The sequence below is a fragment of the Streptomyces kebangsaanensis genome, from assembly GCF_001906585.1.
GTDB lineage: Bacteria > Actinomycetota > Actinomycetes > Streptomycetales > Streptomycetaceae > Streptomyces > Streptomyces kebangsaanensis.
In genome coordinates, this window is the sequence record NZ_JUJA01000037.1 from 1 (window position 1) to 18316 (window position 18316).

At 72.1% G+C, this 18316-nt stretch carries 18 protein-coding genes and 2 pseudogenes; 8 read left to right on the forward strand and 12 right to left on the reverse strand.

Annotated features, from left to right (window positions below; genetic code table 11):
- From RH94_RS04650 to RH94_RS46570, 3 genes and pseudogenes are all read right to left on the reverse strand, one after another.
- The coding region (locus RH94_RS04650; RefSeq protein WP_199880869.1) for a hypothetical protein at window positions 1-187 on the reverse strand (187 nt) is incomplete at its 3' end.
- Between the two features lie 77 nt (window positions 188-264).
- Complete coding sequence (locus tag RH94_RS46060; RefSeq protein WP_073946379.1) at window positions 265-561, reverse strand: aldose epimerase family protein; 297 nt, start codon at window positions 559-561, stop codon at window positions 265-267.
- A gap of 28 nt (window positions 562-589) precedes the next feature.
- A pseudogene (locus RH94_RS46570) lies at window positions 590-874 on the reverse strand (aldose epimerase family protein); the annotation flags it as partial.
- A 316-nt stretch (window positions 875-1190) separates the two neighbouring features.
- Between RH94_RS46570 and RH94_RS04665 the strand changes: the two are divergent.
- The 3 genes from RH94_RS04665 to RH94_RS04675 all read left to right on the forward strand — a co-directional run bounded on the left by RH94_RS04665 (window position 1191) and on the right by RH94_RS04675 (window position 3337).
- On the forward strand, window positions 1191-1763 hold the full coding sequence (locus RH94_RS04665; RefSeq protein WP_073946380.1) for an NADPH-dependent FMN reductase: 573 nt from the start codon (window positions 1191-1193) through the stop codon (window positions 1761-1763).
- Window positions 1764-1799: 36 nt separating this feature from the next.
- Entirely contained in the window at window positions 1800-2474 is a 675-nt protein-coding gene (locus tag RH94_RS04670) for an HAD family hydrolase (protein WP_073946381.1), read from the forward strand.
- A gap of 200 nt (window positions 2475-2674) precedes the next feature.
- Entirely contained in the window at window positions 2675-3337 is a 663-nt protein-coding gene (locus RH94_RS04675) for a hypothetical protein (RefSeq protein ID WP_234425541.1), read from the forward strand.
- Between the two features lie 42 nt (window positions 3338-3379).
- On the opposite strand, the pseudogene RH94_RS04680 reads toward RH94_RS04675, so the two are convergent.
- The 3 genes and pseudogenes from RH94_RS04680 to RH94_RS04690 form a co-directional block, all read right to left on the reverse strand.
- Window positions 3380-3985, reverse strand: a pseudogene (locus RH94_RS04680) (ISKra4 family transposase); the annotation flags it as partial.
- Between the two features lie 1256 nt (window positions 3986-5241).
- Window positions 5242-6240: an IS110 family RNA-guided transposase gene (locus RH94_RS04685; protein WP_073946383.1), complete on the reverse strand. Its 999-nt coding sequence runs from the start codon at window positions 6238-6240 to the stop codon at window positions 5242-5244.
- Window positions 6241-6331: 91 nt separating this feature from the next.
- Window positions 6332-7297: a pirin family protein gene (locus tag RH94_RS04690; protein WP_073946384.1), complete on the reverse strand. Its 966-nt coding sequence runs from the start codon at window positions 7295-7297 to the stop codon at window positions 6332-6334.
- Window positions 7298-7495: 198 nt separating this feature from the next.
- Here RH94_RS04690 and RH94_RS04695 point away from each other — a divergent pair, with 198 nt between their 5' ends.
- Window positions 7496-7786, forward strand: coding sequence for a tetratricopeptide repeat protein (locus tag RH94_RS04695; protein ID WP_073946421.1), 291 nt, complete (start codon window positions 7496-7498; stop codon window positions 7784-7786).
- A gap of 13 nt (window positions 7787-7799) precedes the next feature.
- Here the strand turns inward: RH94_RS04695 and RH94_RS04700 are convergent, their stop codons facing one another.
- The 3 genes from RH94_RS04700 to RH94_RS04710 form a co-directional block, all read right to left on the reverse strand.
- Entirely contained in the window at window positions 7800-8729 is a 930-nt protein-coding gene (locus RH94_RS04700) for a M56 family metallopeptidase (protein WP_073946385.1), read from the reverse strand.
- A 6-nt stretch (window positions 8730-8735) separates the two neighbouring features.
- Window positions 8736-9179 carry a BlaI/MecI/CopY family transcriptional regulator gene (locus RH94_RS04705; protein ID WP_073946386.1) on the reverse strand — a complete coding sequence of 148 codons (444 nt, stop codon included), beginning with the start codon at window positions 9177-9179 and terminating at the stop codon, window positions 8736-8738.
- 274 nt (window positions 9180-9453) lie between these two features.
- On the reverse strand, window positions 9454-10884 hold the full coding sequence (locus RH94_RS04710) for a dihydrolipoyl dehydrogenase family protein (RefSeq protein WP_073946387.1): 1431 nt from the start codon (window positions 10882-10884) through the stop codon (window positions 9454-9456).
- Window positions 10885-11027: 143 nt separating this feature from the next.
- Between RH94_RS04710 and trxA the strand changes: the two genes are divergently transcribed.
- On the forward strand, window positions 11028-11414 hold the full coding sequence (trxA, locus tag RH94_RS04715) for a thioredoxin (RefSeq protein WP_073946388.1): 387 nt from the start codon (window positions 11028-11030) through the stop codon (window positions 11412-11414).
- A 26-nt stretch (window positions 11415-11440) separates the two neighbouring features.
- Here the strand turns inward: trxA and RH94_RS04720 are convergent, their stop codons facing one another.
- Together RH94_RS04720 and RH94_RS04725 are read right to left on the reverse strand one after the other, a co-directional pair.
- Entirely contained in the window at window positions 11441-12475 is a 1035-nt protein-coding gene (locus tag RH94_RS04720; protein WP_079188898.1) for a LacI family DNA-binding transcriptional regulator, read from the reverse strand.
- A 97-nt stretch (window positions 12476-12572) separates the two neighbouring features.
- On the reverse strand, window positions 12573-13241 hold the full coding sequence (locus RH94_RS04725; RefSeq protein WP_073946422.1) for a TetR/AcrR family transcriptional regulator: 669 nt from the start codon (window positions 13239-13241) through the stop codon (window positions 12573-12575).
- Between the two features lie 119 nt (window positions 13242-13360).
- Between RH94_RS04725 and RH94_RS04730 the strand changes: the two genes are divergently transcribed.
- Entirely contained in the window at window positions 13361-13909 is a 549-nt protein-coding gene (locus tag RH94_RS04730; RefSeq protein ID WP_073946390.1) for an NADPH-dependent FMN reductase, read from the forward strand.
- 63 nt (window positions 13910-13972) lie between these two features.
- Here RH94_RS04730 and RH94_RS04735 read toward each other — a convergent pair whose 3' ends face one another.
- Window positions 13973-14854: an LLM class F420-dependent oxidoreductase gene (locus RH94_RS04735; protein WP_073946391.1), complete on the reverse strand. Its 882-nt coding sequence runs from the start codon at window positions 14852-14854 to the stop codon at window positions 13973-13975.
- A gap of 160 nt (window positions 14855-15014) precedes the next feature.
- Here RH94_RS04735 and RH94_RS04740 point away from each other — a divergent pair, with 160 nt between their 5' ends.
- Together RH94_RS04740 and RH94_RS04745 are read left to right on the forward strand one after the other, a co-directional pair.
- Entirely contained in the window at window positions 15015-15986 is a 972-nt protein-coding gene (locus RH94_RS04740) for an alpha/beta hydrolase (protein ID WP_073946392.1), read from the forward strand.
- Between the two features lie 90 nt (window positions 15987-16076).
- A complete protein-coding gene (locus RH94_RS04745) occupies window positions 16077-18170 on the forward strand; it encodes a SpoIIE family protein phosphatase (RefSeq protein ID WP_073946393.1) in 2094 nt (697 codons plus the stop codon).
- The last annotated feature ends 146 nt before the right edge of the window (window positions 18171-18316 follow it).

Below are 18316 nucleotides of genomic sequence, written 5' to 3' on the forward strand. Positions count from 1 at the left end.
CCAGCCAGCCCCAGCCGTAGGCGGCCTCGAAGGCCACCGGGGCACCGATCGGAAGATCCCCGATCACGGAGAGCACCGGCTTGACCCCGTTGAGCACGTTCCGGTTCATCCGCACCGCACCGTCATGATCGACGACCGCGATCTGCGACCGCTTGCGGTGCATGTCGATACCGACGTAGACAGACATTGAGGGCCTCCTTCCTGAGCTCGCACATACCCGGACGATAGGAACCGCCGGGCTGAGCAGGGAAGGGGGCCCGGCCCTCATAGGATCAGGTCATAGAGCGAGCCGTCGACCGGGCGCCGACCCGTGGGAATGCCGGCGTCGTCCACCGGCAGGTACACGGCACCGGGCACCTGACAATGCGCTGTGTCGATCGTCGGCATCCCCACGCTCAGATAGGGGTGCGCCCCGGTGGCATAAGGACAAGCCGTCCCGCTCCGGTTGGTCACCGTCGTACGCACCGTGAGTCCCTCCGCGTCCAGGGTGTACTCCAGATGGCAGTCCAGCACCCAGTCCCATCCCGGGCAGGCATGAAGCACATATCCGAACGCCGCCAAGTTGGGGGCGCCCCCCCAGGTACCGCCACGGTGCCCACCGGGTCAGACCATGGATGGCACCCAGCTTCTCCGGCTCGCTGAGGTCGAGCTGGAGTCCCTTGCCCGCCCAGGTGTACCGTCCCCCGCGAATCCGGTTCGGCCAGGGGATCATGGAGTGGCCGCGAGCGCCCGTGCACGCCTCCTCCGGCCCGTATCCGTCGAGGGTCCTGCGTCCATCCACGGTGTAGGACCGCAGGCCCGCGCCGACCTCCGTGATCACCACAAGCTGCTCGCCATGACGAATCTCGTACTGGGTGCCCGACGGAGCGGCCATGCTCGCTCTCCGTATCGTCTGGGTGTCGTCTGGCTCACCGCTTTCGGCGATGCGGTGTCAGCAGCTGGTCCGGGGCTCTCCTCGCCGTCTTCGGTTCATCGTGCGCCGAGCACTCCCACCGTCTTATTCTCCGCCGCATCCACGTAGCCCGCTCTCCGTGGCGCCGGTTGCACCTGCCAGCCGTTCAGTCCCCCTCCGATTGGATCCCCTCGGAACGCCGACTACCCGTCGTCGTGATTTCCTGCAAGTCAGGGAACATCTGGCCGCTGAGCACAGTGTGTTAAGCGCGCGTGGGTGAGCAGCGAATCGAGGAAAAATGACCACGTACAAGGTGGGGTACATCATTGGAAGCCTTGCCAGCCAGTCGATCAACCGGACACTCTCCAAGGCGCTGATCAGGCTGGCTCCGCCTGAACTGGAGTTTGAAGAGATCCCGATCAAGGATCTTCCGCTCTACAGCTATGACTACGACAGCGAATATCCCCCCGAAGGCAGGGCACTCAAGGCGGCCATCGCCGCCGCCGACGCCATCCTGTTCGTGACTCCGGAATACAATCGCTCGATCCCCGGAGCGCTCAAGAACGCCATCGACTGGGCCAGTCGCCCCTGGGGGGACAATTCGTTCACGCACAAACCGTCTGCCGTCATCGGCGCCTCGCCGGGTTCCATCGGAACGGCCGTGGCCCAGCAGAGCCTGCGCAGCGTCCTCAGCTACTGCAACTCTCCGCAGATGAACGCCCCGGAGGCGTACATCAGATTCAGCCCTGAAGTTTTCAAAAACGACGGTGAAGTCACTGACAGCGGTACGGAGGAATTCCTCCGGAGGTTCATGGAAGAGTACCGGGATCACATCGTCCGAGCGCTCACCGTGCTGCCGCCCAGAACCTGACACCCCTCACTACCCCCGCGCCGCAGGAGAACGGATATGACAGGACCCCTCGCCGTCCTCTTCGACATCGACGAGACCCTGGTCCACACCGGAGGCGCGGGAGCACGCAGTTGGGCCTGGGCGTTCGATCAACTGCACGGCGTACCCGCCGACATCGGCAAGCACACGTCGGCGGGCGAAACCGACCCGCAGGTCGGACGGGAAACATTCCGTGCGGTGCTGGGTCGTGAGCCCAGTCACAACGAAATGATGCGGCTCTACAGCGCCTACCTGTGGCACCTGTCCGAGGAAATCTGGTCGTCCAGGACCTATCGCGTCCTGGACGGCGCAGAGGACACCTTGCGCCGGCTTGGACGAGCAGGCGCCATTCTGGGCGTGGTGTCCGGCGCCATGGAAGGTGCGGCAAGACTCAAAATGGAACCGGGCAAGCTGGGCCGCTACTTCGTCTTCGGCGCCTACGGATCGGACTCCCCGGACCGGGAAGAGGTGACACGCCTGGCCGTCGCCAAGGCGGCACGCCTTCATGGACGCGCCCTCGCCAGAACCGAGGTGTACGTCGTCGGCGACACTCCACGCGACATCGAGGCCGCGCACGCGGCGGACGCCACCGCCGTCGGAGTCGCCAGCGGCCACTACACCACACAGCAACTGCGCGCCGCGCAAGCCGACCACGTGCTGAGGTCACTGAAAGAGCCATTCCCCGGCCTGTGACCCGTGCCATCCGGATCACTGAACCATGGCCACCGCCATCGGGTTGGGTCTGTCCCGCTCGGAAATACGGTTGGGTGCGGTTCCTTTCGAGTGACGGCCGCGATCAAGTAGTGAGGTCATGGTTCCGCTGGTGAGTGCGTCAGGCGTCATGCCGAAAAACCATGCAGCGGGGAACCGGGCCGCGTCGGGATACTGAGCCGGTGAGCAACACCACGGCTGAGTACGAAGCGGATACCGAACAGTTGAAGCGAAGGGTCTACCTCGGCCTGCGCGAGGACAACCTCGACCCACAGCAAGTCGTCACCCTCGCCTGCGAACTGCTCGACTGGTTCCACTGCACCGACGCCATCCTGGAGGTCGTCGAACGGAATCCGGCCGAGGTGCCGCAGGCGGAGATGACAGCCCTGGCCTGGCGCATCCTGGACGACGTGGGTTTCGAGCCGGGCTTCGACCTCGCTCCCGAGCGTTTGGAGACGTTGCGCGACGCGCTGCGGATCATAGCCCGCGACCTGCCCACGCGTGGGATCGAGGGCGAACCGGAGATCGAGGTCTTGGAGGACTGGTTCCCGGCGGGAGCCGGTGTCCGCCTTGCCGACGGTGGAAGGCTCAACCGGGGTGGCCACATCCTGCCGAGCATGTGCGACGACCCGACCATGGCACTGACCAGCCTGACGATCATGATCCAGGAGAGCCTGCTCGAACAGACCTGGCAGGTCTGGCCGGTGTGCCCCCGGCATGCCCTCGGCGTCCACGGCTCGGAGCGGGAGCGCGAAGTTGTGTGGTGGTGCGCGGGCGATGGCGGGCACATGCTGGCGCCGGTCGGCGAACTCGCGCGCGCTCTCGGCCGCCGTCGCCCCAAGTAGGGCTGGCGGTGGGGTGCAGTTCGTTTCGAACGACCGCCGGGATCAGGCGGTGGGTGCGTAGTTCCGCTGGCCGGGTGCGGGGTAGAGGCGTTCGTGTTCGCGGGCGGCGTGGTAGCGCCAGTAGCGGTCGAGGTCTCCGTTGGCAAGGACGGCACGCAGTCGCAGTACGGCTTCCGCTCCGTGAAGGCTCCAGCGGGCGCCGGTGATGTCGAGGCGGTCGGCGATCAGGTGGCGGCAGGCGCCCTCAACCGCGCCGGTGGCGATCGGCCAGCCGTTTTCCAGCGCCGTGTCGTAGCGGAGCTGATCGAGGTGGCCGGTCAGGTAGCGGTCGCAGGTGTCGACAGCCTCGCGCCGGGCAGCCGGCAGGTGTTCCCGCTCAGCCTGGCTGGTCATTTCGGCGGCGGTGTGGGCAGCCTGACCTGCGAGGATCGCGGTAAGACGGTCGGCGGCCCATGCTTCGGCTTCGGTGGTGCCGGGTTTGTGGAAGGCGTGGGCGGCGGCCCAGACGTACTCGGCGACGTGCACGAAGTCCAGCAGGACGTGGACTGTGACGCCGCGGCGGCCGGTCTCGGCACTGATCAGGTCGAGCTGGTGGCGGGCGCCGTCGACCAGCACGACCCACCGCCGCGATGCCTCGGCCAACCGAGCCCCACGGAACGAATTCTCAGCGCGGTGTCGTCGCGGTCCTGCGAGGACAGCGCCACGGTTGTAGCACCGGGCCGAGGAAACCGCCGCTGGCCCCCGCCAGCGCCGAATACAGCCTTGGTGCAGCCCGGTCAGGACAGTCTTTTGCGGCCTGCCGTCGCCTCTCGAAGCAGTGCCGAGGGACTCATCGTCGTACAAGCGCGACATGCGAGCAGCGCTCATCACCACGAATCACTTCGATCCAGGATCCGGACCATACCCGGACCAGTCGTCCGCAGCTTGTCGCGATCGGAGCTGTTTTCGCTGGTCAAGCTACATCTGAGCCGTGTACCACCAGCAGACGAAGAACCTGCTGGTGACACTCAGCCGCAGTGTTGAGACGCAGCACTGCGCGCATCGAACCAAGAAGATCGGCGCTTACCAGCCGGCAACTACGGCACTCAAAACTTGTTGACTCTCCACAACAGGGCACGGCGAGCGCCACGTTCACGCGCCGGCGGGCGGCGCAACCGTCCGCCAGGTCAGCACTCGTCCGGCCGCCACCGAACCTGCAAAGACCGCCGCGTGCGACAGAGCTGCGAAAAGAGCGCCCCAACCGTACCTGACGGGGTGTCAACAAAGTCAGCATCAGGTCAGCAAAAGTACTGCCACAGCTGCTCACAGACGGCCACACCATGGAATCGCCCGCCACCCCCACTGAGGTCCGCAGCCCGCTCAGCCGTCCTCCCACGAGTGATCGAAAAGTGGGAGACAGTACCCAACCGCCTCCCGCCCGCCAGCCGCCGACGCTCAGACGTTTCCGCACCCATGAGGGCCGGGCCTGTCAAGGGGCGTGGAGGGTCCTCGCCTGCGGCTTTCCGGTGGGTTGCCGGGCGTTTTCCTCGTGGATCTCCCTCGTGTCTGTCTGCGGGACCGCCGCGTGGGAGGGGTCCAGTTGGAGCGCCCGGAGCCCCGCGAGGGACGAGCGGGGCGAGGACGAACGAGCTGGAGGCCGACGAGCGGCGGTCGACCATGGATGCCGAGGAAGCGTCACGGATGTTCACCGATGCGGTCGTTGACATCCCCAGCACCAGCTGGTCGGCGGAGTGGTCTCACAAGCACCCATTCGGCGCCTGACCGTGCGGCCGGCGCCATGACCGTGGTGCGGGGATCCGGGCTGCTCAATCAGGTCATCGAGCGCGGCCGGGAGGCCGTCTCATGCGAAAACACGAGCGCACCCGGGGTCTGCGACCGCCCCTGGCGGTTGTCGTCGGCTGCTGTCATCGGCGCTCCTGGGCGGATTCGACCTCGCGCAGCAGGTGGTAGGCGCGCGCCAGCAGGCGGCGGGCCACCGCAGTGGTGGCGATCTTCTTGCCGCGGCGGTGGGCGAGGCGCTGGTAGGCAGCGGCGAACTCCGGCGACCGCTTCGCACTCTGCGCGGCCTCGCACAAGATCCACCGCAGCCAGGGCGAGCCCTGCTTGGAAATGTGCCCGTGCCGCACGGTCAGGTCCGAGCCGCGGACGGTGGGGGTGAGCCCCGCCCAGGCGGCGAGCTTGCGCGCGGAGGGGAAGCGGGTGACGTCACCGACCTCGGCCACGATCACCGAGGCGGTGAGCGTGCCCACCCCGGGCAGCCGGGTGAGCGCGGCGACCCGGGGATCGCCCCGCGCGGTGGCGAGCACCTGCGTATCCAGCGCGTCAATCGGCTCCTTGAGGGCGTCCATCAGGCCCAGGAGGTCGTCGACCACGCGGCGTGAGGCGTCCGGCAGGTCCAGGCCCGCCAGCCAGACCCGGCCCGGGGCGGTGAAACAGCCGCCGGCGCGGTCGCAGCCGTAGTCCGCCAGGACGGCGTGGACGCGGTTGCGCAGCATGGTCCGCAGGCGCACCAGCTGGCACCGGTGTCGCACCAGGGTCCGCTGCTGGCGCACATCCACCGGGGCGATCCAGGCCTCGGGGAGCAGATCGGCCCGCAGCAGCTGGGCCAAGATCGCCGCGTCCACCTTGTCGTTCTTCAGTCGCGCGGAGGCGATCGCCTTGCACCGCAAAGGGTGCACCAGGTGCGGTTCGAAGCCGTAGTCCTCCAGCAGCTGAACCAGCCAGCCCCAGCCGTAGGCGGCCTCGAAGGCCACCGGGGCACCGATCGGCAGATCCCCGATGACCCCGAGCACCGGCCTGACCCCGTTGGGCACGTTCCGGTTGACCTGCACCGCACCGTCATGGTCGACCACGGCGATCTGCGACCGCTTGCGGTGCACGTCGATACCGACGTAGACAGACATCGAGGGCCTCCTTCCTGAGCCCGTTTCATACCCGGACGGTAGGCATCGCCGGGCTGAGCAGGGAAGGGGGCCCGGCCCTCATAGGATCAGGTCAGCGCACCCTTCCTCGTGGTTTCAGCGGGACCGGCGGGAGCTCCGGAGCAGGCAGCGGAGCCCCGTCGTACCCCTTCACCTCCCCGAACCGCGACCCTTCCATCCAGTCCCGGCGGGCCTGTACGATCTCCTCCTGAGACCGGCAGATCCAGTTCCAGAACATGATCAGTTCCTCCTCGAACGGCTCGCCGCCCAGGAGCATCAGGCCCGCGTCCGACTCGGCGCGCAGGGGGAGTTCGGTGCGGCCGCAGCCGAGGTAGAGCATCGAGCCGGGCAGGACGGGGACGCCGTCGACGTGGGCCTCGCCGGACATGGAGAGCACGGCGTACTCGAAGTCCGGGTTCAGAGGGAGGCGTACGTCCGTGCCACGGGTCAGGGCCAGGTCCGCGCCGGTGATCGGGGTGTACGCCGTTCCCGGTGAGGTCGCGCCGTCGAGGTCGCCCAGGAGCAGGGTGGCCGTCAGACCCGGTGCCGTGACCGTGGGCAGTTCGGCATGGTGTTCGAAGTGCGGGTCGGTGTGGCGGTGGGCGTCCGGAAGGGCGACCCACAACTGGGCGCCGTGCAGGAAGCGGGCGTGGGACCTGGGGCTCTCCTCGGAGTGGCTGATGGCCCGACCGGAGGTCATCAGGCCCAGTTCGCCCGGGCGGATCAGCTGCCGGCTGCCGGTCGAGTCGCGGTGCAGCACCTCGCCCTCGTGCAGCCAGCTCACCGTCTGCAGGCCCATGTGCGGGTGCGGGGGCACCTGCATGCCGGGCTCGTCGGCGATGTCGTCGGGGCCGTAGTGATCGACGAAGCACCAGGCGCCCACCATGCGTCGCCCCAGGTTCGGCAGCAGCCGGCGCACTTCGGTGGACTCGCCGAGCTTGACGTGCCGGGGGCCGAGGAGTTCGCGCACGGGCTCCGCCACCACGAAGCCGCGGCCGCCGCACACCGTGGGAGCCGCCTCGCGATCAAGATTGCTCATGCCGTCCAACCTAGTCCCCTCCGGTTCCATGGGGCCGTTCCGACGGAACCCCGAAAGTAGTGGAATATTAAACCAACGGGGTCCGTTGTCGGGCGGGAAGGAGCTGGACGGAAAGGAACGGAAAGGGGGCCGCGAGTGGAGACGGCCGAGACGTACTACGAGCACGGAACCCCGGCCGAGCGCTGGGACCGCGCCCGGATGTTCTTCGACGCCCGGGACTACGCCGGTGCGGCGCGGGTGCTGGCGGGGCTGGTCGAGGAGGTGCCGGAGCAGACCGGGCCCCGGCTGCTGCTGGCGCGCGCCTACTACCACTCGGCTCAACTGCGTCGTGCCGAGGCAGAGTTGCGCGTCATCGTCGAGCGCGACCCGGTGGAGCACTACGCCCGGCTGATGCTGGGCCGGACCCTGGAGCGCCAGGGGCGCCACGCGGAGGCCGGGACGCAGCTGCGCATCGCCTCCGCCCTCGCCGGCGACTTCGGGAACGCGTGAGCGGAACGGGTCGTCAGAGCGGCGTCGCGGTGTGGAGGATCAGGAACAGGGTGACCGCCGAGTTCGCCGAGGACATCGCCGAGGCCACCGCGCCCGCGGCGGCGCCCCACACCGCGGCGCCGACCGCGGTGAAGACCGGCGGCCAGCGGCGGCCGGCGGGGGCCGGTGCCAGCAGGGCGGCGACCCGGCGCGGCACCGGCCCGGTGGCGGCCAGCGCGGCGAGGGTGGGCGTGGGCGCGGCGGACGACAGCAGGGCCGCCTTGCCGATCGCCCGCGCGACCACGCGCCGGTCGCCGACCGCGCGGGCCGCCTCCTCGTCGGCCCAGCGCTCGGCGGTGTAGACGACGGCGGAGCGCAGCGGCCGCAGGAAGGGGTTGGCGCGGGCCGCCAGGTGGACGGCGAGCAGGTGGCGGTGGTGGCGGGCCGCCAGATGGGCGCGTTCGTGCGCGAACAGGGCGCGCCGTTCGGCCGGGGCGAGGCCGCCGAGCAGTGCGGTGGTGACGACGATCCTGCCGGGGGTGCCGGGCAGGGCGTAGGCGTACGGCGTGGCGTCGGGCAGGACGGCGACCGGGGCGCCGCGCAGTCCGGTCAGGGCCCGCCGGGCGCGCCGGGTCACCCGCCCATGGCGCCACAGGGTGCGCCCGCATGCCGCCGCGACCAGTCCCAGGGCGGGGATCGCCGCACGGCCCGCGACCCCGTCGCGCGGGACGGCGGCCCTGACCTCGGGGCCGGCCCAGCCGTCCGGAAGCGGGTTGCCCGGCAGCTGCGCGGTGCCGACGACCACGAGCAGGGCGAGACACAGCGTGCTGCATCCGGCCATGACGGCGGCCACCCAGGTCAGCAACCGGGTCGCGGTACGCGGGTGGAGGTGCAGTTCGGCCAGGCGCGCCACCGGCCAGGCGGACAGCGGCAGCACCAGCGGCAGGAAGACGAAGAGCCCCATGGGGCGTCAGTGTTCCGTACCGCCGTCCGCCGCGGTCGGCTCGGTGTTCCCGCAGCTCGTCCGCTCCGTCGGCCCCTGCGCGTCCGCGGTCTCCAGCAGGGCGCGCAGCACCTGCTCGTCGTCGGGCGGGAGCGCGGTGACGAAGCTGGTCAGGACCGCCTCGCGGTCGCGTTCGCCGTCCAGCAGGCGGCGCATCCGCAGCGCCGCGAGCCGTGCCACGTCGGCGGTCGGCGTCCACACGAAGGAGCGACCCCGGCGCTCGCGGGAGACGACGTCCTTGGCGAGCAGCCGGGTCAGGATGGTGACCACGGTGGTGTAGGCGAGGTCGCCGCCGAGCCGTTCCTGCACCCAGGCCGCGGTGACCGGACCGTCCGCCTCGCGCAGCGCGCCGAGGACCTGGCCCTCCAGCTCGCCCTGCCTGCGCCGGGCCCGCCGGTGTGGCGTGGTCATGTCCGTCCTCCTTCCGGCGTCGGCGTGTCGCACCACGCTACTTCACACCGGGAGCGCCTCCACGGGTGCTTCGCGCCCCTGCCGGGGCCGCCTCGGCCCCGGCAGGGGCGCGGCGCCGTGGCTCCGCCCCTTCTCCCCCGCCGGCGGCGGCACGAGCTTGCGAGGACGGCGGCCGTGTCACGCGGGTCGGGCGCGGGGCCGTGCCGTCCCGGCGCGAGGCCCTCTCCGCGAGCGGGCCCGGACCCGCGCCGCCGCCTGCCGCGGGGGCCGGCCGTCAGCCCCGGTACGCCTCCAGCAGCCGCAGCCACACCTCGCTGATCGTCGGGTACGACGGCACCGCGTGCCACAGCCGCTCGACCGGAACCTGCCCGGCGACGGCGACGGACGCCGAGTGGAGCAGTTCGCCGACGCCGGGGCCGACGAAGGTGACGCCGCGCAGGATCTCCTCGTCGAGGTCGACGACCATGCGGGCGCGGCCGCGGTAGCCGTCGCCGTACAGGGACGCGCCGGCGACCGAGGAGAGGTCGACGTCGACGGCGCGGACGCGGTGGCCGGCCTGTTCGGCCTCGGCGAGGGAGAGGCCGACGGCGGCGGCCTCCGGGTCGGTGAAGACGACCTGGGGGACGGCGTGGTGGTCGGCGGTGGCGGCGTGGGCGCCCCACGGGTCCGTCTCCAGAAGGGGCACCCCCGTCGCGCGGGCCCCTATGGCGTCGCCCGCGATCCGGGCCTGGTACTTGCCCTGGTGGGTGAGCAGGGCGCGGTGGTTGACGTCGCCGCACGCGTACAGCCAGGTGCTGCCCTCGACCCGCAGGGTGTCGTCGACGGAGAGCCAGGAGCCGGGCTCCAGGCCCACGGTCTCCAGGCCGATGTCGTCGGTGCGCGGGGCGCGCCCGGTGGCGAAGAGGATCTCGTCGGCCTCGAAGCGGTCGCCGCCGCCGGTCACGGCCACCACGGTGCCGTTCTCGCGGGTCACCGACTCCACCGAGGTGCCGGTACGGATGTCGGCGCCCGCGTCGGTGAGGGCCTCGGCGACCAGTTCGCCGGCGAAGGGCTCCATGCGGGACAGCAGCCCCTTGCCGCGGACCAGGACGGTGACCCGGGAGCCGAGGGCCTGGAAGGCGGTGGCCATCTCGGTGGCGACGACACCGCCGCCGACCACGATCAGCCGCCCCGGCACCCGCTCGGCGCTGGTGGCCTCGCGGCTGGTCCACGGCCCGACCTCGTCGAGACCGGGCAGGCCGGGCAGTTTGGCGCGGGTGCCGGTGCAGACGGCGACGGCGTGCCGCGCGGTCAGCGTCCGCACCTCCCCGTCGGCGCCGGTGACCGTGACCGTGCGCTTCCCCGCCAGCCGGCCCTGCCCGCGGTACAGGTCGGCGCCGATGCCGTCCAGCCACCGCACCTGCCCGTCGTCGTGCCAGTGGGAGGTGTACTCGTCCCGGCGGGCGAACACCGCGGCGGCGTCCAGGGGTCCCCGCACCGCCTGGCTGAGGCCGGGCAGGCGGCGGGCGTCGGCGCGGGCGATCACCGGGCGCAGCAGGGCCTTGCTGGGCATGCACGCCCAGTACGAGCACTCGCCGCCGACCAGCTCGCTCTCCACGATCGCGGTGGACAGCCCGGCCGCGCGGGTGCGGTCGGCCACGTTCTCGCCCACGGGTCCGGCACCCAGCACCACGACGTCGTACGCGATGGTTTCCGTTTCCGTCATGGGGTCAGTCTGGTGGGTGGTGTGCGCGGTGGCCACACGGGTACGTACGCGGAATACCCACGGGGGCGGCCGTGTTGTGCCGACGGTTCCGCCCCGTACCAGGACCTCCCCCCGGGGCCCGCACCAGGAAGAGGGAACGCGTCATGAGCAGCACCGTGGAGCTCACCAAGGAGAACTTCGACCGGACGGTCACCGAGAACGAGTTCGTCCTCATCGACTTCTGGGCGTCCTGGTGCGGGCCGTGCCGTCAGTTCGCCCCGGTCTACGAGAAGGCGGCCGAGGACAACCCCGACCTGGTGTTCGGCAAGGTGGACACCGAGGCGCAGCCGGAGCTGGCGGCGGCCTTCGGGATCCAGTCCATTCCGACGCTGATGATCGTCCGTGACCAGGTCGCGGTGTTCGCGCAGCCGGGTGCGCTGCCCGAGGCCGCGCTCACGGACGTGATCGGGCAGGCCCGCAGGCTGGACATGGACGAGGTCCGCAAGGCGGTCGCCGAGCAGCAGGAGCAGGGCGGGCAGCAGGGCCGGTGAGGCGGCGGCAGGGTCGCTGAGGCCGCTCAGCTGGACTCCCGGTGGACCACCCGCGCGCCCAGCACCGGGTGTCTCTCGGGCGGGGCGCCGGGGTTCCGTACGGCGCGGTCGACCAGTTCGGCGAGGTCGCGGCCCGAGGGCAGGTCGATGTGGACGGTGCTCAGCCGGGGCCGCAGCAGCCGGCCGAGCATGAGGTCGTCGGCGCCGATCACGGCCGTCTCCTCGGGGATGCGGACGTCCACGTCCTGCAGGGCGCGCATCAGCAGCATCGCGTACTCGTCGTTGTAGGCGAAGACCGCGTCCAGGCCGAGGTCGCGCCAGCGGGCGGCGAGGCGGGCCGCGCAGTCCTCGTCGTAGCCGAGGGGCAGTTCGGTGACGCCGGCGTCGGTGCCGTCCAGGGCGCGTCGTACGCCCGCCAGGCGCGGCCGGGAGAACACCTCCAGGCCGCTCTCCTCGGGCACGACCACGCCGATGCGCCGCCGGCCGCGGTCGTAGAGGTGGGCGCCGGCCCGGTGGCCCACGCTCTCGTGGTCCATGAGCAGGCCGTGGGCGCCCTCCACGGCCTCGGGGCCGAGGGTGACCACGGCCCGGGCGCCGGAGCGCTTGAGCACCGCGACGCCCCGGGGGCCGAGCCCCGTGCCGGGCACCAGGACGGCGACCGGCCGCAGCTCCGCCCAGACCCGGGCGGCCTCGTCGCCGTGCGGGCCGGCGGTGCCGTGCTGGACGACGGTGTAGTCGAGGCGCCCGAGCGCCCCCTGGAGTTCGTCCAGGAACCGGCCGTAGAGCGCGCCGGCCGGGACGGACGGGGCGGGTATCAGGACCGTACGGCTGTGCCCCGCGCGCAGGCTGCGGGCCGCAGCGTGCGGCACGTACCCGAGCTCCTCGGCGGCCTCCTGGACACGTCGGCGGGTGGGCTCGCTGATGCGTACGGCCCTGGTGTTGTTCAGGACGTAGGAGACGGTCGCGCGCGAGACGCCGGCCAGCCGGGCCACGTCGGCGCTCGTGGGCACCGAGCGCGGTACGGACGGCGGGGGCGCGGCGGGTTTCGGGATCTGCACCATGACGTACCGCATCTTGGCAGAAGCCGCGGACGGCCCGTCAGGAGGGTCAACTACCGGGCGCCGAGCTGAAGTTGAAACCCAAACGGTGCGGGGCCCGCTACTCCCCCGTGGTACGGGTGACCCGGGCGACCAGGTCGTACCAGCCGGCCTGCAGCCGCTCCATCGGCATCCGGCACTGCTTGGTCAGGTGGTGGATGAGAGGGGGGTCGAGATATCCCATCAGCGTGTGGGCGAGGAGCTCGCCGTCGGCGTCCGGGACCGCCTGCCGCAGCAGCATCACGACGTGGGCGTGACGGACCCGGCGGGGCGGCACGACGTAGCGGCGGTCCGGACAGGGCTCGGCCGCCAGCTGCAGTTCCAGGTCGTCGGCGGCGCGGCGCAGCGCGGCGCAGCCGAAGGCCCGCAGCCGCTCCACGGGCGACGCGCCGGGACCCATCGGGGGCTCGCCGCTGAGGAAGGCCGCCTGGAACTTCTTCTCGGAGTGGTCCAGCAGCGCGGTCAGCAGGCCGGTGCGGTCGCCGAAGCGGCGGAAGACCGTGCCCTTGCCCACCTGGGCGGCCGCGGCCACCGCCTCCATCGTGACGCCGGCCGCGCCGTGCTCCGCCACCAGCCGCGCGGCGGCGTCCAGCAGCCGGGCGCGGTTGCGCGCCGCGTCGGCCCGCAGGCCGGGTTCGTCCTGACCGGTGCCGATTTCGAGCAACACAGGTGTCGCCACAGGCTCCTGGGGCTCCTGGGGCTCGGTGAAGGGCGGCAGGACGCGGGACATGAGGACAGCGTAAGCCATGGGGAAGAAAACTGGACCGCGGTCCGGTTGTTCTGCTAGAAAATTAAGCGGACCCCGGTCCGTTTCATTACGGCCCTATTTCCCCCCATTGGAGCTCCCCCATGTCTGTTCGCATCCTCGCGCTCGTCGGCAGCCTCCGCGCAGGTTCGCACAACCGTCAGCTCGCCGAGGCCGCGGTGAAGCTCGCCCCGGCGGGCGCCGAGGTCGTGCTGTACGAGGGCCTGGCCGACATCCCGTTCTACAACGAGGACGTCGACGTCGAGGGCGGCGTGCCGGCCGCCGCCGTCCAGCTGCGCGAGGCCGCCCAGGGCGCCGACGCCTTCCTGCTCTTCTCGCCCGAGTACAACGGCACCATGCCGGCCGTCCTGAAGAACGCCATCGACTGGCTGTCCCGCCCCTACGGCGCCGGCGCCATCTCCGGCAAGCCCGTCGCCGTCATCGGCACCGCCTTCGGCCAGTACGGCGGCGTGTGGGCGCAGGACGAGGCCCGCAAGGCCGCGGGCATCGCCGGCGGCAAGGTGGTCGAGGACATCAAGCTGTCCATCCCCGGCTCCGTGACCCGCTTCGCCGAGACCCACCCGGTCGACGACGCCGAGGTCGCCGCGCAGCTCACCGAGGTCGTCACCCAGCTGCAGGCCCAGGCCGCCTGAGCCACCCGCGAGGGGCCGGAGCCCGCCCGGGCTCCGGCCCCTCCGGCGCGCTCGCGGCACCTCTCAGTCCAGCTCCGCCAGGCGCCTGACGGCCCGGGAGGCGAAACGGTCGATCCAGCCGGCCAGCTCCCCGGCGCGCGGGGCGAGGATCACGGTGTCGACGCCGAGCCCGGCGTAGCCCTGCAGGTCGCGCAGCAGGGCGTCCAGGTCCTCCTCGACCGCCGCCTCGCCGGTGTACAGGAACGTCCTGCGGATGTCGTCGTAGTCGCGCCCCACGCTGTCGCAGTGCCCGCGCAGCACCTCCAGCTTGTGCCGCAGCTCCTGCGGTGAGGAGGGGATCAGGTTGCACGCGTCGGCGTACTGGGCGACCAGGCGCAGCGTCTTCCTCTCCCCACCGCCGCCGACCATGATCTCCGGGTGGGGAGAGCTCACCGGCGGCGGCACGCACAGGGTCTCGGCCAGCCGGTAGTGCCTGCCCTCGAAGGGGCCGTCGTCGAACGGGTCCCACATCCGCAGGCAGATCCGCAGCGTCTCCTCCAGCCGCTCGAAGCGCTCGGCGAGCGGCGGGTACGGCACGCCGAGGCCGTGGTGCTCACGCTCGTACCAGGCCGCCCCGAGGCCGAGCACGGCTCGGCCGCCGGACAGCACGTCGAGCGTGGTGGCGATCTTGGCGAGCAGCCCGGGGTGCCGGTACGTCACTCCGGTCACCAGGGCGCCCAGCCGCACCGTGGAGGTCTGCCCGGCCAGGAAGCCCAGCGTGGTGTAGGCCTCCAGCATCGGGGCCTCGGCGCCGCCGTTGAACTCCATCTGGAAGTAGTGGTCCATGACCGAGATCCAGCTCAGCCCGGCCGCCTCGGCCGCCTGACCCGCGGCGGCCAGTTCGGCACCGAGGGCGGGCGCGCCGCCCGGGTGGCCGAACCGGTTGATGTGCACACCGACCCGCATGCCCGTCTCCCTCTCCGATCCCTCTCCGAGGGCCCTCACCGACTCCTGTGACGCTAGTTCTTCGAGCACGCTCGAGGTCGAGCGGCCGCCGCCGTGTCCGGGTGGGTACACGGGGGAGGCGGCCGCACGAGCGGCCGCTTCCCCGTGCGAGGAGACGCCCATGACCCAGGCCCCGCCCCCGTTCGACCCCGAGCTCGTCACCGCGCTGGATGCCGTGGGGGACGTGCGGCCGGGTCTGACCCCGCAGGACATCCGGGTCGCCCGGCAGGTCCTCACCGCCGGCGCGGCGGCCGGGCCGGACCTGACCATGGGCGGTGCCTTCGCGGTGGAGGACCGGACGGTGCCGGGGCCCGGGGGAGCACCCGGCGTCCCGCTGCTGATCTGCCGGCCCACCGCCGCGCCGGACGGCGCGGCGCGGCCCGTCCTGTACTACACGCACGGCGGCGGCCTGGTCGTCGGGAACAACCGGCTCGGCGTGGACACGGTGCTGGCCCGGGCGAAGCAGCTGGGCGCGGTCGTGGTGTCGGTGGAGTACCGGCTGGCGCCCGAGCATCCGCATCCCGCGCCGGTCGAGGACGTGCACACGGGCCTGCTGTGGACGGCGGAGCACGCGGGGAAACTCGGCGGCGACCCGGAGCGCATCGTCGTCGCGGGCACCAGCGCGGGCGGCGGCCTGACCGCCGCGCTGGCCCTGCTGCTGCGGGACCGGGGCGGCCCGCGGCCGGTCGGCCAGATGCTGATGTCCCCGATGCTCGACGACCGCAACGACACGCCGTCCGCCCACCAGATGGCGGGCGTCGGCACCTGGGACCGTACGGCGAACGAGACCGCGTGGACGGCACTGCTCGGCGACCGGCGCGGCGGGCCCGGCGTGTCGCCGTACGCCGCCCCCGCCCGCGCCGCGGACCTCTCCGGCCTGCCCCCGGCCTTCCTCGACGTCGGCTCCGCGGAGACCTTCCGCGACGAGGTCGTCACCTACGCCTCCCGCATCTGGCAGGCCGGCGGCGTCGCCGAGCTGCACGTCTGGCCCGGCGGCTTCCACGGCTTCGACGCCCTCGCCCCCGGGGCGGCCCTGTCCCGGGCCGCTCACGCGGCCCAGCTGAACTGGCTGCGCAGACTGCTGGGGCGGTGAGAACGCGGGCCACGCGTCCGGGCCCGGGCTCGATCGCGCGCCCGAAACGGGGTACCCGGGCCGGACGGAGCAGGCGAGAGGGCGGCCGGCATGAACGACGATCCGCACAGCAACGAGCCGATCACCGTTCCCGACCTGACCGTCTTCGACCCCGCGCCGGTGGCCGTGGCCCTGTGCCGTGGGCCGGAGCAGGTCCTGGTCTACACCAACGACACCTATCGGCGCCTCTTCGGTGCCCGTCAGTACGGTGTCCCGGCCCGGCAGCTGCTCACCGACCTGAAGCAGCAGCAGATCTTCCAGCTCATGGACACCGTCTACGAAACGGGCGAGCCGGTCGTCATCGGCCCGGGGAGCCCCATGACCCTGCGGGACGAGCGGGGAGTGATCCGTGACCGGTGGTTCAACATCAGCCTGTCGTGCTCGGCCCTGCAGACCCCGCCCGGCGAGCCGGCGGGCCCGGGGGACCGCGGGGTGCTGGTGGTGATCGTGGACGTCACCGGTGAGGTGACCGCCAAGGAGGCCGCCCACGAGCAGGCGGAACAGCGGCGGCGCGCCCTGCTCCGCTACCAGAGCCTGGTCGAGGTCGGCGCCCAGATGGTGTGGGTGGCCGACCCCGAGGGGCAGGTGGTCCAGTTCAGCTCCGGATGGCACCGGGTCACCGGCATGCCCGAGGACGAGCTGCTCGGATCGGGCTGGCTGGACAGCGCCCACCCCCGGGACCGGGCCGGGCTCGCCGAGGACTGGCACCGGGCGGTGCGCACGGAGCCGGACCTGTTCGAGCACCGCTACCGGATACGGCACCGGGACGGCACCTACCGGCACTGCGCGCTGCGGGTGGTGCCGGTCCGCGAGCACGGCGACGTCACCGAGTGGGTGGGTGCCTGCGCCGACATCGAGGACCGGTGGCTGCGCGAGCGGCGCGACAACCTGCTCGGCCGGGCGTCGATCGCGGTGTCCGGGCCGGGCCGGCCCGAGGCGGCGCTGGAGGCGCTGGGGCGTGTCGTCGTGCCCGAGCCGGCGGACGCGTGCGGCACCTACCTGCTGCCCGAGGGCGTACGCCCTCGGGCAGCGGGCCCGCTGATGACCACGCACGTGGCCACGGTGACCGGCCCCCGCCTGCCGTCCTTCCCGTCCGACGGAAGGCTGCGGGGCGCGCTTCCGGGCGGCCCGTTCGACCATGCGGTACGACACGGACGTACCGTCCTCCGCCGCGCCGGCCCCGCCGGCCTCACCGACACCGACGTGCCTCCGGGCGCGGCGGAATGGGCCCGGACCGCCGGAATACGGGAGGTCGCCCTGCTGCCGGTGCCCGTGCTCGGCGAGATCCAGGCGGTCGTCGCCCTGTACGCCGCGGACCGCGAGCCCTTCGGCCCGGAGGAGATCTCCCTGGCCGAGGAGGTCCTCGACCGGACCGCGCCCGCCTTCGGCCGGCTGCTGGAGCTGCGGCGCACCCGGCGTGTCGCCCTCGCCCTCCAGGAGAGCCTGCTGAGCGACCCTCCCGAGGTGCCCGGAGTGGACATCGCGGCCCGCTACGCGCCCAGCGCCGCCGCGAACGAGGTCGGCGGCGACTGGTACGACTCCTTCGTGATCCCCGACGGCGCCACCGCGCTGATCATCGGTGACGTCTCCGGCCACGACCTGCAGGCGTCCGTCACCATGAGCAAGATGCGCAACATGCTGCGCGGCATCGCCGTCGACCGGCGGGAGCCCCCGGGGGACGTACTGCGCCGGCTCGACAGGGCCACCCAGTTGCTGGGCCCCGAGGAGGGGCTGACCACGTGCGTCTACGCCAGGATCGAGGAGGCCGCGGGCGGTGGCCGGCGGCTCTGCTACAGCGTCGCCGGGCACCCGCCGCCGCTGCTGGTCACCGCCGACGGCCGGGCCCGGTTCCTGAAGAACGCCCAGGACGTCATGCTCGGCGGGCTCAAACCCGACGGCCTGCCACGCGCCAGTGCCGCCGAGCCCCTGGAACCCGGCAGCACCGTCCTGCTCTACACCGACGGCCTGGTCGAGCGGCCGGCCGAGCACCTGGACCAGGGACTCGAACGCCTGCGCCGGCACGCGGCCGAACTGGCCCGCGCGCCCCTGAGCACGTTCTGCGACACCCTCCTGCGAGAGGCGTCCACGGTCAGCGGCGACGACATCGCCCTCCTCGCCGCCCGCCTGCCGGCCACCGCGGACTGACCACGACCCGGACCGGGCACCGAACGGCGGCGACGTGGATCCCCCGGCCGCCCGGCCGGCGTCCGCCGTGTGCTCGGCGGCGGTCGCGGGTCGCGGCCTGCCCTGGTGCCGCCTCGGCCTCGCGGCCGGGTGCGGGGCCCCGCTCG

Coding starts and splice junctions, on each gene's coding strand:
- RH94_RS04740 (WP_073946392.1), top strand. CDS start 15,015: ATGACCCAGGCCCCGCCCCCGTTCGACCCCGAGCTCGTCACCGCGCTG.
- RH94_RS04735 (WP_073946391.1), bottom strand. CDS start 14,854: ATGCGGGTCGGTGTGCACATCAACCGGTTCGGCCACCCGGGCGGCGCG.
- RH94_RS04700 (WP_073946385.1), bottom strand. CDS start 8,729: ATGGGGCTCTTCGTCTTCCTGCCGCTGGTGCTGCCGCTGTCCGCCTGG.
- RH94_RS04670 (WP_073946381.1), top strand. CDS start 1,800: ATGACAGGACCCCTCGCCGTCCTCTTCGACATCGACGAGACCCTGGTC.
- RH94_RS04710 (WP_073946387.1), bottom strand. CDS start 10,884: ATGACGGAAACGGAAACCATCGCGTACGACGTCGTGGTGCTGGGTGCC.
- RH94_RS04685 (WP_073946383.1), bottom strand. CDS start 6,240: ATGTCTGTCTACGTCGGTATCGACGTGCACCGCAAGCGGTCGCAGATC.
- RH94_RS04745 (WP_073946393.1), top strand. CDS start 16,077: ATGAACGACGATCCGCACAGCAACGAGCCGATCACCGTTCCCGACCTG.
- RH94_RS04720 (WP_079188898.1), bottom strand. CDS start 12,475: ATGGTGCAGATCCCGAAACCCGCCGCGCCCCCGCCGTCCGTACCGCGC.
- RH94_RS04725 (WP_073946422.1), bottom strand. CDS start 13,241: ATGTCCCGCGTCCTGCCGCCCTTCACCGAGCCCCAGGAGCCCCAGGAG.
- RH94_RS04730 (WP_073946390.1), top strand. CDS start 13,361: ATGTCTGTTCGCATCCTCGCGCTCGTCGGCAGCCTCCGCGCAGGTTCG.
- RH94_RS04665 (WP_073946380.1), top strand. CDS start 1,191: ATGACCACGTACAAGGTGGGGTACATCATTGGAAGCCTTGCCAGCCAG.
- RH94_RS04695 (WP_073946421.1), top strand. CDS start 7,496: ATGTTCTTCGACGCCCGGGACTACGCCGGTGCGGCGCGGGTGCTGGCG.
- RH94_RS04705 (WP_073946386.1), bottom strand. CDS start 9,179: ATGACCACGCCACACCGGCGGGCCCGGCGCAGGCAGGGCGAGCTGGAG.
- RH94_RS04690 (WP_073946384.1), bottom strand. CDS start 7,297: ATGAGCAATCTTGATCGCGAGGCGGCTCCCACGGTGTGCGGCGGCCGC.
- trxA (WP_073946388.1), top strand. CDS start 11,028: ATGAGCAGCACCGTGGAGCTCACCAAGGAGAACTTCGACCGGACGGTC.